The sequence below is a fragment of the Ekhidna sp. genome (assembly GCF_963691765.1).
Lineage (GTDB): Bacteria > Bacteroidota > Bacteroidia > Cytophagales > Cyclobacteriaceae > Ekhidna.
In genome coordinates, this window is record NZ_OY829375.1 from 2,423,512 (window position 1) to 2,436,837 (window position 13,326).

12 protein-coding genes and 1 riboswitch are annotated in these 13,326 nt (G+C 39.2%); all 12 genes read left to right on the top strand.

Annotation, left to right across the window (positions count from 1 at the left end):
- Positions 1-236 precede the first annotated feature (236 nt).
- The 12 genes from ACY650_RS10980 to ACY650_RS11035 all read left to right on the top strand — a co-directional run bounded on the left by ACY650_RS10980 (position 237) and on the right by ACY650_RS11035 (position 13,322).
- Positions 237-869, top strand: a complete 633-nt coding sequence (locus ACY650_RS10980) for a GNAT family N-acetyltransferase (RefSeq protein WP_462247472.1) — start codon at positions 237-239, stop codon at positions 867-869.
- Positions 866-2,047 (top strand): argininosuccinate synthase, encoded by a 1,182-nt coding sequence (gene argG / locus ACY650_RS10985; protein ID WP_462247474.1) that lies wholly within the window; start codon positions 866-868, stop codon positions 2,045-2,047. Before ACY650_RS10980 ends, argG begins: the two co-directional genes overlap by 4 nt.
- Entirely contained in the window at positions 2,040-3,005 is a 966-nt protein-coding gene (gene argC, locus ACY650_RS10990) for an N-acetyl-gamma-glutamyl-phosphate reductase (RefSeq protein ID WP_462247476.1), read from the top strand. The genes argG and argC overlap by 8 nt, the downstream gene beginning before the upstream one ends.
- A 5-nt stretch (positions 3,006-3,010) precedes the next feature.
- Positions 3,011-3,811, top strand: a complete 801-nt coding sequence (gene proC / locus ACY650_RS10995) for a pyrroline-5-carboxylate reductase (protein WP_462247478.1) — start codon at positions 3,011-3,013, stop codon at positions 3,809-3,811.
- Complete coding sequence (locus ACY650_RS11000; RefSeq protein WP_462247479.1) at positions 3,808-4,932, top strand: aspartate aminotransferase family protein; 1,125 nt, start codon at positions 3,808-3,810, stop codon at positions 4,930-4,932. Before proC ends, ACY650_RS11000 begins: the two co-directional genes overlap by 4 nt.
- A complete protein-coding gene (locus tag ACY650_RS11005; protein WP_462247480.1) occupies positions 4,929-5,876 on the top strand; it encodes an N-acetylornithine carbamoyltransferase in 948 nt (315 codons plus the stop codon). The genes ACY650_RS11000 and ACY650_RS11005 overlap by 4 nt, the downstream gene beginning before the upstream one ends.
- Positions 5,873-6,664, top strand: coding sequence for an acetylglutamate kinase (gene argB, locus ACY650_RS11010; RefSeq protein WP_462247482.1), 792 nt, complete (start codon positions 5,873-5,875; stop codon positions 6,662-6,664). Before ACY650_RS11005 ends, argB begins: the two co-directional genes overlap by 4 nt.
- Positions 6,642-7,736 (top strand): M20 family metallo-hydrolase, encoded by a 1,095-nt coding sequence (locus ACY650_RS11015; protein ID WP_462247484.1) that lies wholly within the window; start codon positions 6,642-6,644, stop codon positions 7,734-7,736. Before argB ends, ACY650_RS11015 begins: the two co-directional genes overlap by 23 nt.
- On the top strand, positions 7,733-9,031 hold the full coding sequence (gene argH, locus ACY650_RS11020; RefSeq protein ID WP_462247486.1) for an argininosuccinate lyase: 1,299 nt from the start codon (positions 7,733-7,735) through the stop codon (positions 9,029-9,031). Before ACY650_RS11015 ends, argH begins: the two co-directional genes overlap by 4 nt.
- A gap of 40 nt (positions 9,032-9,071) precedes the next feature.
- Positions 9,072-9,533: a MaoC family dehydratase gene (locus tag ACY650_RS11025; RefSeq protein WP_462247487.1), complete on the top strand. Its 462-nt coding sequence runs from the start codon at positions 9,072-9,074 to the stop codon at positions 9,531-9,533.
- Between the two features lie 76 nt (positions 9,534-9,609).
- A riboswitch (SAM riboswitch) is annotated at positions 9,610-9,708 on the top strand.
- Between the two features lie 140 nt (positions 9,709-9,848).
- Positions 9,849-11,036: a trans-sulfuration enzyme family protein gene (locus ACY650_RS11030; protein ID WP_462247488.1), complete on the top strand. Its 1,188-nt coding sequence runs from the start codon at positions 9,849-9,851 to the stop codon at positions 11,034-11,036.
- Between the two features lie 165 nt (positions 11,037-11,201).
- On the top strand, positions 11,202-13,322 hold the full coding sequence (locus ACY650_RS11035) for a nitrite reductase (RefSeq protein WP_462247490.1): 2,121 nt from the start codon (positions 11,202-11,204) through the stop codon (positions 13,320-13,322).
- Positions 13,323-13,326: the final 4 nt, after the last annotated feature.

Here is a 13,326-nt window from a genome sequence, read left to right on the forward strand (position 1 = left end):
GAATAGGAATTTTGGTTTCTCCAAATTTTTTTCAAAAAAAATTTTTTTAGCTCGATTTTTTTATCAAACCTTTGCATAACGACAAACGAAAATTGTTTACAACAAACACTATAGTACCCAGATTTTTCAGGCCAGTTCCGGCCAGGCTAAGGCCTGTATTATAGTTTAGTGTCACCTACGCGGTGACCGTTCTCCAACGCATTTTCTCGTTTTTTTCAATCTAAATTTTACTAACAATGGCTAAGGTTATTGTTAAGGTGGCATCACCTATACACAAAAAGTATGCAGAAGAAATCTGCGATCTTATTGCTATCAGTGCTCAACAAAGAGGGACTGGAATTGCGGTAAGAACACCGGAGTATATCCGTAAGAAAATTGATGAAGGCAAAGCAATATTGGCACTTTCATCCGATGAACTTGTAGGATTTTGCTATATCGAATCTTGGGGCGACAAACAGTATGCTGCGAATTCCGGCTTAATAGTCAAGCATCAATTTCGATCTACTGGGATTGCAACCAAAATCAAAAAAAAGGCCTTCGAACACTCCAGAGTGCTTTTCCCGAATGCTAAACTCTTTGGTCTTACCACATCATTGCCAGTGATGAAAATCAATTCAGAGTTGGGCTATTTGCCAGTAACATACGGTGAATTGACCAAGGATGAACTTTTCTGGGATGGTTGTAAAAGTTGCGTCAATTATGAAATTCTTATGAGTAAAAACAAAGCCAATTGCATGTGTACTGCCATGCAATTTGATCCTCGACAAGCTGAGAATAGCTCATGGAATTTTATGAAAAAATCAAAAATCTATGAACGCTTCATGAAGATTAAAAAGAAGCGTATGATCAAAAAATATAACGTTTTATGAAAGTAGTCTTAGCATTTAGTGGAGGTTTAGATACCTCTTATTGTGCCAAATATTTATCTGCAGAACTTGGTTATGAAGTACATGCAGTTACTGTAAATACCGGTGGTTTCAGTGTTTCTGATAGAATAGAACTTGAAAGGAAAGCCATAGAACTTGGCGTTTCGACCTATCAATTCATAGATCGACAGAATCAGTTTTACGAGCAAGGAGTCAAGTACCTTCTTTTTGGGAATGTGTTGAAAAATAATACGTATCCGCTATCGGTAAGTGCTGAGCGTGTTTTTCAAGCAATTGCAATTGCTGAATATGCTCAAGAGATTGATGCCGATGCAATAGCCCATGGAAGTACGGGCGCAGGCAACGATCAAATACGATTTGACCTTGTTTTTCAAACATTATGTCCAGAAAAAGAGATCATTACGCCGATACGTGATCAAAAGCTTTCGAGAGAATATGAGATAGAATTTTTGAAAAATAATGATGTAGCAGACAATTGGGAGAAATCTATTTATTCCATCAATCAAGGATTATGGGGGACCTCGGTTGGAGGTAAGGAGACCCTCACCTCAGATCAATTTTTGCCTGAACATGCATTCCCTAGTCAACTTAAAAAAGAAGGTTCCGAAACAATAGAGATTGCATTTGAGGAAGGGCAACCAGTTGCCTTTAATGGCTCAATGGGTGATCCCATTACCATAATTGGTCAACTAAATGAGATAGCTGGAGCTTATGCAATTGGACGTGATATTCATGTTGGAGATACCATTATTGGGATAAAAGGACGTGTAGGTTTTGAAGCCCCAGCCGCATTGATCTTAATAAAATCACATCATGCGCTTGAAAAACATGTTCTTTCAAAAAGTCAGTTAAAGCTTAAAGATCAAATTTCCTCTTGGTATGGAGATATGATGCATGAAGGTCAATACCTCGATCCAGTGATGAGAGACATCGAGCAGTTTTTAGTCTCTAGTCAAAAGAGTGTGAGTGGGAATGTGACCGTTCACTTAGCGCCATACAGGTTTTACATACAAGGTATCTCATCGCCATACGACTTGATGCAATCCACATTTGGACAATATGGTGAAATGAATAATGCATGGACAGGGAGTGATGCAAAAGGGTTTATAAAAATCCTTGCGAATCAAAGTAAAATTTTAAAATCCGTACATCATGATTAAGGTAGGAGTTGTTGGAGCCGCGGGCTACACCGCAGGAGAGTTGATTCGTATTCTAATGAATCACTCTGAGGTAGAAATCGCATTTGTTCAAAGCGAGAGCCATGCAGGAAATCGCATACAGGAGGTTCATAAAGACCTCATTGGAGAAATTGATTTAGTGTTTAATAAAGAAATAGATGCTGAATCTGTGGACGTAATATTTTTATGTAAAGGTCATGGAGAGTCAACCAGAATTATTGAAAAAAATCCAGGACTTCTAGGTTGTAAAATCATTGATTTAAGCCAGGATTTTCGATTGAAAGGCAATCACAGTTTTGTTTATGGGTTGCCTGAGAAAAATAAATCTGAGATTATAGGTGCGAGCCACATTGCAAATCCCGGATGCTTCGCCACTTGCATACAGCTAGGTATAGTTCCTGCAATAAATGGAGATTTTGTAAATGGAAATATTTCTGTTTCGGGAATCACGGGGTCTTCTGGGGCTGGCCAACGACCTACATCAACCTCGCATTTCAGTTGGAGAAGCAACAATGCAAGTGTTTACAAAGCATTGACGCATCAACACATGCTTGAAACCAACCAAACGATCGAGTCTTTAAATCCAAAGTTTGACTCGAAAGTTTTGTTCGTTCCTTATCGTGGAGCATTTACTAGAGGCATCATTACAACAACACATTTTGAGACCGATGTAACTGAATCTCAACTGATCGATTGTTACGAAGAATTCTATGCAGACGCACCATTTACTCATGTTGTGGATGAAAATCCGGATTTGAAATGGGTCGTCAATACGAACAAATGTTTGGTTTATCCTCAGGTGATAGACGGAACCGCAATCATTGTTTCAGTCATTGATAACATGCTAAAAGGAGCATCTGGACAAGCTGTCCAGAACATGAATCTATTGTTCGGCCTAGACGAATCTACCGGCCTTAATCTCAAACCATCAGCATTTTAATAGCCATGAAAAAAAATATTTCCATCATAGGAACAGGTAATCTAGGAAGGTCTATTGCAGAAGGAATCGTTGCGAAGAACTTGACTGGTCCAAATCAAATTACACTGACAAAAAGAGATATATCCACCATTTCTGATTTGGAAAATAGAGGATACAACCTTACTCAGAGTAACCTAATTGCAGCCCAATCAGCCGATGTTATTCTTTTATGTGTTCAGCCAAATCAGGTCGCTGAAGTATTGGAAGAAATAAAAGAATTGTTGGATGATAGCAAGCTTCTCATTTCAGTAGTGACAGGTGTTTCCATTAAAGAATTGACATCACTAATGGAGAATAAGATTCCTGTGGTACGAGCCATGCCAAACACGGCTATCTCTATTGGGGAATCAATGACATGCATATCCTCAGCCGACAAGGAAGGTTTGGAAATTGCAAAATCTCTTTTTGATGCACTTGGCAAAACATTGATAATCGATGAGAAGCTTATGCAGGCAGCAACTGTCTTGGGAGCAAGTGGGATAGCGTTTTTTATGCGATACCTGCGTGCCGCAACTCAAGGTGGAATACAGATGGGCTTTGATGCTGCCGATGCGCAGATGATTGCAATGCAAACAGCAAAGGGAGCGGCCTCTTTAGTTCTGGAGAATGAATCTCACCCAGAAGTTGAGATTGACAAAGTCACTACCCCGCAAGGATGTACGATTGAAGGGCTTAATGAAATGGAGCACAAAGGGTTTAGTTCGGCGCTTATACAAGGCATAATGACATCCTTTTTTCGAATTACAAAAATGAAATCAAAAGAATGAAATTATTTGAAGTATATCCTCGATATGAGGTAGAGCCTGTCAAGGGCAATGGTTGCTATGTATGGGACAAGGATGGGAATCAGTACCTCGACCTTTATGGTGGTCATGCGGTAATATCAGTCGGGCATAGCCATCCCCACTATATTCAACGAATTCAGGATCAACTGAACCAAATCGCCTTTTATTCTAATTCTGTAAAAATGTCCATTCAGGATGATATGGCTAGGAAGCTTGGAGAGTTATCTGGCTATGATTCCTATTCATTTTTTCTATGTAATTCCGGAGCTGAGGCGATTGAAAACGCCCTAAAAGTTGCTTCATTCCATTCCACGAAGAAGAAGGTTATTGTTTTTGACAAGGCTTTTCATGGTCGTACTTCACTTGCGATTGAAGCAACTGATGGTGAAAAAATCAAGGCCCCGGTCAATCATACTGGAAATTTTATTCGATTACCGTTGAATGATGAAGAGGCTTTAGAACAACATCTTAATGACTCAATCGGTGCCGTGCTTATTGAAGGAATTCAAGGGATAAGTGGTGTACACATTCCATCAGACGATTTCTTGAAGAAGATTGAATTTCTATGTCAAAAATTTAATGTGCCTTTCATCATTGATGAGATACAATCAGGATATGGTAGAAGTGGAAAATTCTTTGCGCATCAATATGCAGATGTTAAACCTGATATTATTACGGTAGCTAAGGGAATGGGTAATGGATTTCCCGTCAGTGGAGTATTGGTAAATCCAAATATCCAATCTTGGATGGGAATGTTGGGAACAACTTTTGGAGGAAGCCATCTGGCTTGTGCTGCAGGTTTGGCAGTACTAGAAATCATGGATAAAGAGTTGTTGATTGATAACTCTGCTAAAATGGGTGAGTTATTGCAAACAGCTTTAACCTCCATCGAAGGGGTTGAAGAAGTACGGGGTAGAGGCTTAATGATCGGAGTGACACTGGATCGTCCTGCTAAACCTGTTCGTGATACTTTGGTGTTCAATCATCGAATATTCACCGGTTCTTCTACAGATCCTAATACACTGAGAATCTTGCCACCTCTATCAATTGGTAAAAAAGAGGTTGATCAGTTTTTATCCACCTTAAAACATGTACTGTCATGAAGCATTTTACTTCAGTTGAAGATGTCTCTAACGTCCATAATTTGATTCAAAAATCTATTGAACTAAAGAAAGACCCATTTCAGACTCCAAAATTGGGAGAAAATAAAACGTTGGGATTGGTATTCTTTAATTCGAGTCTTCGTACACGGATGAGTATGACAAGAGCTGCCTATAATCTGGGTCTGAAAGTGATTGTTCTGAACGTAAGTGCTGAATCCTGGCAGCTCGAATTTGAAGATGGAGGAGTTATGGACGGAGATAAAGCTGAACACATAAAGGAAGCAGTACCAGTAATGTGTTCTTACTGTGATATTTTGGCCGTTCGCAGTTTCCCTGGGTTGAAAGATCAAAAAGAAGATTATCAGGAGAAGGTTTTGAAAGCTTTTGTTGAATTTGGGAGCTGCCCAATAATCAATCTGGAATCTTCGACGCTTCATCCGCTTCAATCTTTAACAGATATGGTAACGATTGAAGAGTTTAAAAATGTAAAGCGTCCAAAAGTAGTGCTGACTTGGGCACCTCACATAAAAGCGCTACCTCAGGCAGTGCCAAATTCATTCTTGCAATGGGCCAACACATTAGATTTTGATCTTACCGTTACTCATCCTAAAGGAATGGAGTTGCATGATTCTTTTGTGGGCGCTGCAAACATTGAATATGATCAAGATAAAGCGCTTCAAGATGCTGATTTCATATATGTGAAGAATTGGTCTTCCTTTCGAGACTATGGAGCAATTAAGAAGCACCCTGATTGGGAGTTGACGCTTGAAAAATTGAAATTTTCCAATAATGCTAAGGTCATGCATTGTTTACCTGTACGGAGAAACTTGGTTATCTCAGAGGGTGTATTGGAAAGCGATCAATCGATAGTCATACAGCAAGCCGAAAATAGACTCTACACAGCACAGACTGTTTTATCTGAAATTTTAATGTCGATGAAATGAAGGAATTATTAACTATTGTAAAGGTCGGTGGTGCTGTTCTGGAAAATCCAGGTAAACTTTCGATTTTTCTGAAAGGATTCACCTCCATTGAAGGAAAGAAAATCCTGATACATGGTGGAGGAAAAACTGCAACTAAGTTTGCCGACAAGCTTGGTGTTAAGTCGAAGATGATAGATGGTCGTCGCATTACTGATGATGAAATTCTCGATGTAGTAATCATGACCTACGGAGGTCTTATCAATAAAAAACTGGTAGCTCAGCTAAGTGTCCTTGGAGTAAAATCTGTCGGGATAACCGGAGCTGACAATAACAGTATTTTATCCAGCAAACGACCTGAAATTAATGGGATAGACTACGGGTGGGTTGGAGATATTGAAGAAGTCAATACTTTGGCCTTTGAAGCCTTTTTTGATACTAACACAGTTCCAATAGTTGCTCCGCTGACGAGCGATGGCAATGGGAATTTATTAAATACTAATGCAGATACCATTGCGAGTGAAATAGCTCGTGCGTTTGCACAAAAGTTTAATGTTTCATTAAACTTCGTTTTTGATCTAAATGGGCTTCGAGAAGATATCTCAGATGAAACTTCTTTGATCAAATCAATCGATCAAATCAGGTATCAGGAGCTTAAGGAAAATGGCGTTATTTCTAATGGAATGATCCCCAAACTAGACAACGCTTTTGCAACTATTAGCGGAGGTGTTAGTCATGTACGTCTGCTCAATGTGGAAGCTCTTTTTAAACTTTCAAATCCAAATTTTGATGACTACACAATTATCCGTTAATACGTACTTTGATGAAGCTGTCGGGTTATTGAAGCAGCTCATTGAAACACCCAGTCTAAGTGGTGAAGAAGAAAAAACAGCCCGACTCATCGAAGACTTTCTTGCAGAAAGAAATGTACGATTTGATAGAAATGGGAATAATGTTTGGGCCAAGAATGCAAGTTTTGATTTGACCAAACCTACCATTCTTTTGAATTCACATCATGACACTGTAAAAGCCAATTCCGGTTATTCTCGTAACCCATTTGATTCGGAAATAGTGGATGGAAAATTATTTGGATTGGGGAGCAATGATGCAGGTGGACCTTTGGTTTCGTTGATAATGACATTCCTTCATTTCTATAACAAAGAACTTCCTTACAATCTGATATTAGCTGCAACAGCCGAAGAGGAAAATTCGGGGCCGAATGGTGTGGAATCAATTTTAGGAGATCTGAAGCCAATAGAGTTTGGAATGATTGGAGAACCTACGGAAATGAAAATGGGTGTGGCAGAAAAAGGCTTAGTTGTAATGGATTGTTATGCGCATGGAAAATCAGGACATGCTGCTAGAGAGGTTGGTGATAACGCAATTATGAATGCAATTAGGGACATCCAGTGGTTGAACGAATATCAATTTGAGAAAGAGTCTTCGTATTTAGGTCCTATAAAAATGACCACAACCATGATTAATGCTGGGTATCAGCATAATGTCATTCCAGATACCTGTCATTTTGTGGTGGATGTGCGAACTACAGATTCTTATTCAAATAAAGAAGTTTTTGAAATTTTAGCTAATCATCTCACAAGTGAGGTGAAGCCGAGATCTCTGCGGTTGAATTCCTCTCATTTACCAGAAAATTTGAAAATATCGAAAGTGGCAGATGAAATGGGACTTGAGAAATTTGGATCTCCAACTTGCTCAGATCAGGCAGTTATGGACTTTCCAACCTTTAAGATGGGACCGGGAAAATCTGAGCGTTCGCATACCGCAGATGAGTTCATCTATTTAAATGAAATCAAAGAGGGTATAGCCGGATATATCCAATTATTAGAAAATTTATTTAATCATCAGCAAACAGATAAGTCATGAAATTGTGGGATAAAAACGAACCTATAGATCAGCTTTTTGAGCGATTTACTATCGGCAAAGACAAGGAGCTCGACGTACAACTCGCTTACTATGATGTGTTAGGTACAATTGGTCATGTCAAAATGCTGAGAAAAATTGATTTGCTTACTAAGGAGGAAGAGAAAAGTCTGCTTGAAGAGCTTGATTTAATTAAAGATGAGGCGAAAAATGGTCGATTTATTTTGGATGATGGAATTGAAGATTGCCATTCTCAGATAGAGCTTCAGCTTACTAAAAAGCTAGGAGATGTTGGTAAAAAAGTGCATTCTGGTCGATCTAGAAACGATCAGGTTTTAACTGCTCTTAAACTTTTCACCAAGCATAATATTGAAGAGATTGTGAAAAAGGCTAAGACACTTTTTGAGCTTCTTCAAGAAAAGAGTGAAGAAAATAAAGGAGTATTGATGCCTGGCTATACGCACATGCAAGTGGCTATGCCATCCTCTTTTGGTCTTTGGTTTGGCGCTTATGGCGAAAGCTTATTGGATGATTTAGTTGTGTTCAAATCAGCTTATCGAGTTGCAGATAAAAGTCCTTTGGGTTCTGGTGCAGGATATGGTTCCAGCTTTCCATTAGATCGGGAGTTTTCTGCCAAAGAAATTGGATTTTCATCATTGAATACCAACGTGGTATATGCTCAGATGACTCGTGGGAAGCACGAACGAATAGCAGCATTCGCACTCAGTTCGTTGGCAGCCACACTTTCCAAGTTTGCAATGGATGTTTGCATGTATGCTGGTCAGGATTTTGAATTTCTCAGTGTGGAGAATGCATATACTACCGGGTCAAGTATAATGCCTCATAAACATAATCCTGATGGTTTCGAGTTGGTACGTGCTAAATGCAACAAACTCCAAGCTTTGCCACATGAGTTAAACATGATTCTTGCCAACCTTCCCTCAGGGTATCATCGCGATTTACAAGTATTGAAAGAAAGTTATATGCCGGCTTTTCAAACGATGAAGGATTGTCTTGATATCACCATTGCAATGACTGCCAATTTGAAGGTGTCGAAAGAATTGATTGACCATGGAAAATATGATTTACTCTTTACAGTGGAAGAGGTAAATCAACTTGTTTTGGATGGAGTCCCCTTTCGTGATGCATATAAAAAAGTGGCTGAAAGTGTTAAGTATGGGGCTTATGAGGCTCAAAAAAAAGTAAATCATAAACATATTGGAAGTATAGGAAATTTGGCGAATGCAGAAATTAAAGAAGCTTTTGAAAAGGAGTATTCGTGGTTTCAGTTGGGATGAAATCACAGTTAAGCTAAATTCACGCAATTAAATCAATACTATGGCTAAACTAGTAATCAACAATCACGAAGAATTCGAGTCCTATCTAGGGAAAGTGATGGGAGAATCAGAGTTTCACAAAATCACACAAGAGCAGATAAATAAGTTTGCCGATGCTACTCTTGATCACCAGTGGATCCATACAGATCCAGAGCGTGCCAAGGATGGACCTTTTGGAACCACTATCGCTCATGGATACCTCACCCTTTCATTGATGCCGTATTTGTGGGAGCAGATTGCACAATTTAATAATGTGAAAATGCTGGTGAATTATGGGATTGACAAACTGAAGTTTGGACAAGCAGTAAAAGTGGATAGTGAGATCAAACTCACTGCTACCTTGAAATCCTTGGCTAACCTCCGCGGAATATCAAAAGCAGAAGTCGAGGCATTGTTGGAGATCAAAGGAGAGAAGAAACCTGCCTTTACGGCGACTATGATTTTCCTGTATCACTTCGAGTAAGCTACACGACAATTTTTTCACTCAGTTGAAAAAAAGATTTGCATTGTTAGAATTTTTCGATTTTACTTTGCACCGAAATTTATAAAGAAGCGCTAAGAGACAGGCTCTATGATGCGCTAGCAACCCTCCACATGGAACGGTGCTAATTCCTGAACTTTTAAAGTGAATATAAATTATGAAAAATCAATCGACACAATTTCTTAAAGCATCATATACACAGGCAATATGTAATTGCTGTTGTTGCTGCTAATCTTTTTGGGCTAAGCTAACAGCTTTCCCTTTTCCTCATTTTTTCTTTCTATTAAACCGTTATCAATGAACTTTGAAACAGAAGCCATACGTGTACAATTAGATAATGCCCTCCACAGAGAGCATTCAGTGCCATTATTCATGACAAGCTCTTTCACTTTTGCAGATGCTGAGGAAGCCAGAGCAATGTTTAACGATGAAATATCCGGAAATATTTATTCCAGGTATTCCAATCCAAACACAGACGAGTTTATCACGAAGCTTTGTCGATTGGAAGGTGCTGAAGATGGCATTAGCACTGCAACAGGAATGTCAGCGATGTTTACCAGTATTGCTGCATTATTAAATCAGGGAGATCATGTACTTGCTTCGCGTGCAATCTTTGGGAGCACGCATCAGCTATTCACTAAGATTTTTCCAAAGTGGGGCATTGAGCATTCCTATTTCAATATTCACCGACCTGAAAAATGGGAAGAACTTATTCAGCCCAATACGAAAATGATTTTTGTTGAAACGCCATCCAATCCGGGCTTAGACATCATTGATTTGGAATACTTAGGAAAGGTGGCGGAGAAGCACAATCTCATTCTTAATGTAGATAATTGCTTTGCTACTCCATATCTACAAAATCCAATTGATTTTGGTGCTCATCTCGTAACGCATAGCGCGACCAAGTACATCGACGGGCAAGGAAGGGCACTTGGAGGAGCTATAGTGGGTAAAAAAGAATTGATTGATGAAATTCAATTTTTTGCAAGACATACTGGACCTGCAATGTCGCCTTTTAATGCATGGATACTTAGCAAGAGTTTAGAAACACTTGCAATACGGATGGAAAGACATTGCGAGAACGCTCGAAAAATTGCGGAATATTTTGAAGGTCATGATGAACTTGAAGTAACAAAGTATCCCTTCCTAGAAAGTCATCCTCAACATGAATTGGCTAAAAAGCAGATGAAATATGGCGGTGGAATAGTGACTTTTATTGTTAAGGGAGGTCTTGAAAGAGGAGAGGCTTTTCTCAATCACTTGAAGATGCTCAGTTTGACGCCAAACTTGGGGGATACTCGGACCACAGTCACTCATCCTGCATCGACAACACACAGTAAGCTGACTGAAGAAGAGAGAGCCAAAGTTGGTATAGCTCCAGGGTTGGTTCGGATTTCAGTTGGGTTAGAAAATGTGAATGATATACTGGCTGATATCGAACAAGCATTGCATGCTACAAGGCTGAAAACGGTTTCAAAATTTTAAAATATGATAATAGATAAAAAGATATTATTCGAACTGCTCATGTGTTGTTGTAGGATTTGTATGCAACAAAAAAGTACCAGTATGCCATAATTAATACCGTTGTTTAAAAAACAAACCCCGATGGCATACGCTTTCGGGGTTTTTTTATATCAAAAAATCAAAAAAATGTCAATAAATACACTTTCAAAGGAATCAGAGAATGATATTCTCGAATTGCAAAATAAAATCAAGCTCTTTCACAAGGGTGAAATACCGGAAGAACGATTTAAAGCTTACCGACTAACCAGAGGGGTTTATGGTCAGAGGCAGAGTGGGGTTCAAATGTTTAGAATAAAACTACCATATGGTAAAATTTCACCTAATCAGTTGAGAGTAATTGCAGATATCTCTGATCAATATTCAAACAGAAACCTTCACCTTACTACGCGACAAAATATCCAGTTGCATTATGTGAAATTGGAGGACTCACCTGCTATATGGACCTTACTAGAAGGTGCTGGTGTAACTGCTAGAGAGTCGTGTGGAAATACTGTTAGAAATATAACGGCATCGCCATATGCGGGAATAGATCCCAATGAACCGTTCGATGTCTCACCCTACGTTCAAGCTACGTTTGAATATTTCTTGCGCAATCCGATATGCCAGGATATGGGAAGAAAAATCAAGATGGCATTTTCATCTAGTGAACAGGATAGTGCTTTTACATTCATCCATGATCTGGGTTTTATTCCAAGAATTAAAGATAAAATCAGAGGATTTAAAATAGTGATCGGGGGTGGTCTTGGTGCTCAGCCGTTTATCGCTCAAACCGCTACGGAGTTTATTCCTGAAGATGAATTGATCCCATTTATTGAAGCCTCGCTTAGAGTTTTTGATCGTTATGGAGAAAGGGAAAAAAGAAATAAAGCCCGTCTTAAATATTTAATTGAACCACGAAAGGGATTGGGTGTTGAGCGTTTTCTGGAATTGGTGGAGGAAGAAAAGAAATCTTTACCATTTAAGAAATTTCCAATTTCATCTGAGGAGCTTGAGATTGAGCCTGAGTCAAGATCTTTCGAATCACATCCTCAGGTAGATATTGATGCTTTTAAGAAATGGAAATCGACGAATGTTTTTGAGCAAAAACAAACTGGATATTATGGGGTACAGATCCGCGTTCCGCTGGGCAACATTTCTCCGGAAGATGCACGAAAGCTTGCGAGTATCGCGGAAGATTTTGCTTCCAATGACATTCGAATCACGATTAATCAAGGACTTTTATTTAGATATGTTCGAGAGGAAGCGTTAATTCAAATATTCCATGCCCTGAAAGATCTAGGCTTAGATGAACCTGGTTTCGACACGTTAGTAGACATCACCTCATGCCCTGGTACAGATACCTGCAATCTTGGTGTTACTAATAGCACGCAGCTTGCGACAAAACTTGAACATGTAGTAAGAGAAGAATACCCGCAGCTGATAGATGAAGCTAACATTAAAGTAAAGATCAGTGGATGCATGAATTCATGCGGACAGCATATGATAGCCAACATTGGATTTCATGGTAGCAGCATCAAGGTTGGTGATAAGGTAGCTCCTGCAATGCAAGTAGTTATCGGCGGTGGTGTGAGTCAAGGGGGTGAAGGTTTTATTGCAGAAAAAGTAATCAAGGTTCCGACACGAAGAGCGCCGCAAGTGCTAAGGAGTATTCTAGATGATTATGAAGAAAAGCACATTGATGGAGAGTACTTCAATGATTACTACCAAAGAAATGGGAAGAAGTATTTCTATGGTTTGCTAAAGCCTATTGTTGATAAGGAATTTAATGATAACGACTTTATCGATTGGGGTAAGTCAACATCATTCCTCCCTGATATTGGAGTAGGAGAATGCGCAGGAGTCATGGTCGACTTGGTAGGTACCATCTTAGACGATGCAAGGGATAACCTGGTAAAATCGCAAGAAGCATTCAATAAGAAGGAGTGGGCTTACACGATATTCTTCGGTTACAATACATTCATTATTGGAGCTAAAGCACTCTTGTTAGCACATGATATTCAGTGCAACACGCATAAGAAAATATTAGAAGATTTTGAGGAATTGATTCGCAAAGGAGGGTGGTCGGATTTTCGAGGTTCTTTCTCAAAAGAAGTTCTTGCTATCAATCAAAATGAGCCGTCCGAAGCCTTTGCCGGAGAATACCTCAATAGGGCACTGGAATTTTTTGAAAAAGTCGAGAATCGAAGATCAGTCCAAGATCAATCGGGGATTGAAAAATCCGTCATTGTCAGTCATTATAAAGCATAAAAAA

Coding starts and splice junctions, on each gene's coding strand:
- ACY650_RS11005 (WP_462247480.1), top strand. CDS start 4,929: ATGAAGCATTTTACTTCAGTTGAAGATGTCTCTAACGTCCATAATTTG.
- ACY650_RS11035 (WP_462247490.1), top strand. CDS start 11,202: ATGTCAATAAATACACTTTCAAAGGAATCAGAGAATGATATTCTCGAA.
- ACY650_RS11030 (WP_462247488.1), top strand. CDS start 9,849: ATGAACTTTGAAACAGAAGCCATACGTGTACAATTAGATAATGCCCTC.
- ACY650_RS11015 (WP_462247484.1), top strand. CDS start 6,642: ATGACTACACAATTATCCGTTAATACGTACTTTGATGAAGCTGTCGGG.
- ACY650_RS10980 (WP_462247472.1), top strand. CDS start 237: ATGGCTAAGGTTATTGTTAAGGTGGCATCACCTATACACAAAAAGTAT.
- argH (WP_462247486.1), top strand. CDS start 7,733: ATGAAATTGTGGGATAAAAACGAACCTATAGATCAGCTTTTTGAGCGA.
- ACY650_RS11025 (WP_462247487.1), top strand. CDS start 9,072: ATGGCTAAACTAGTAATCAACAATCACGAAGAATTCGAGTCCTATCTA.
- proC (WP_462247478.1), top strand. CDS start 3,011: ATGAAAAAAAATATTTCCATCATAGGAACAGGTAATCTAGGAAGGTCT.
- argC (WP_462247476.1), top strand. CDS start 2,040: ATGATTAAGGTAGGAGTTGTTGGAGCCGCGGGCTACACCGCAGGAGAG.
- argG (WP_462247474.1), top strand. CDS start 866: ATGAAAGTAGTCTTAGCATTTAGTGGAGGTTTAGATACCTCTTATTGT.
- argB (WP_462247482.1), top strand. CDS start 5,873: ATGAAGGAATTATTAACTATTGTAAAGGTCGGTGGTGCTGTTCTGGAA.
- ACY650_RS11000 (WP_462247479.1), top strand. CDS start 3,808: ATGAAATTATTTGAAGTATATCCTCGATATGAGGTAGAGCCTGTCAAG.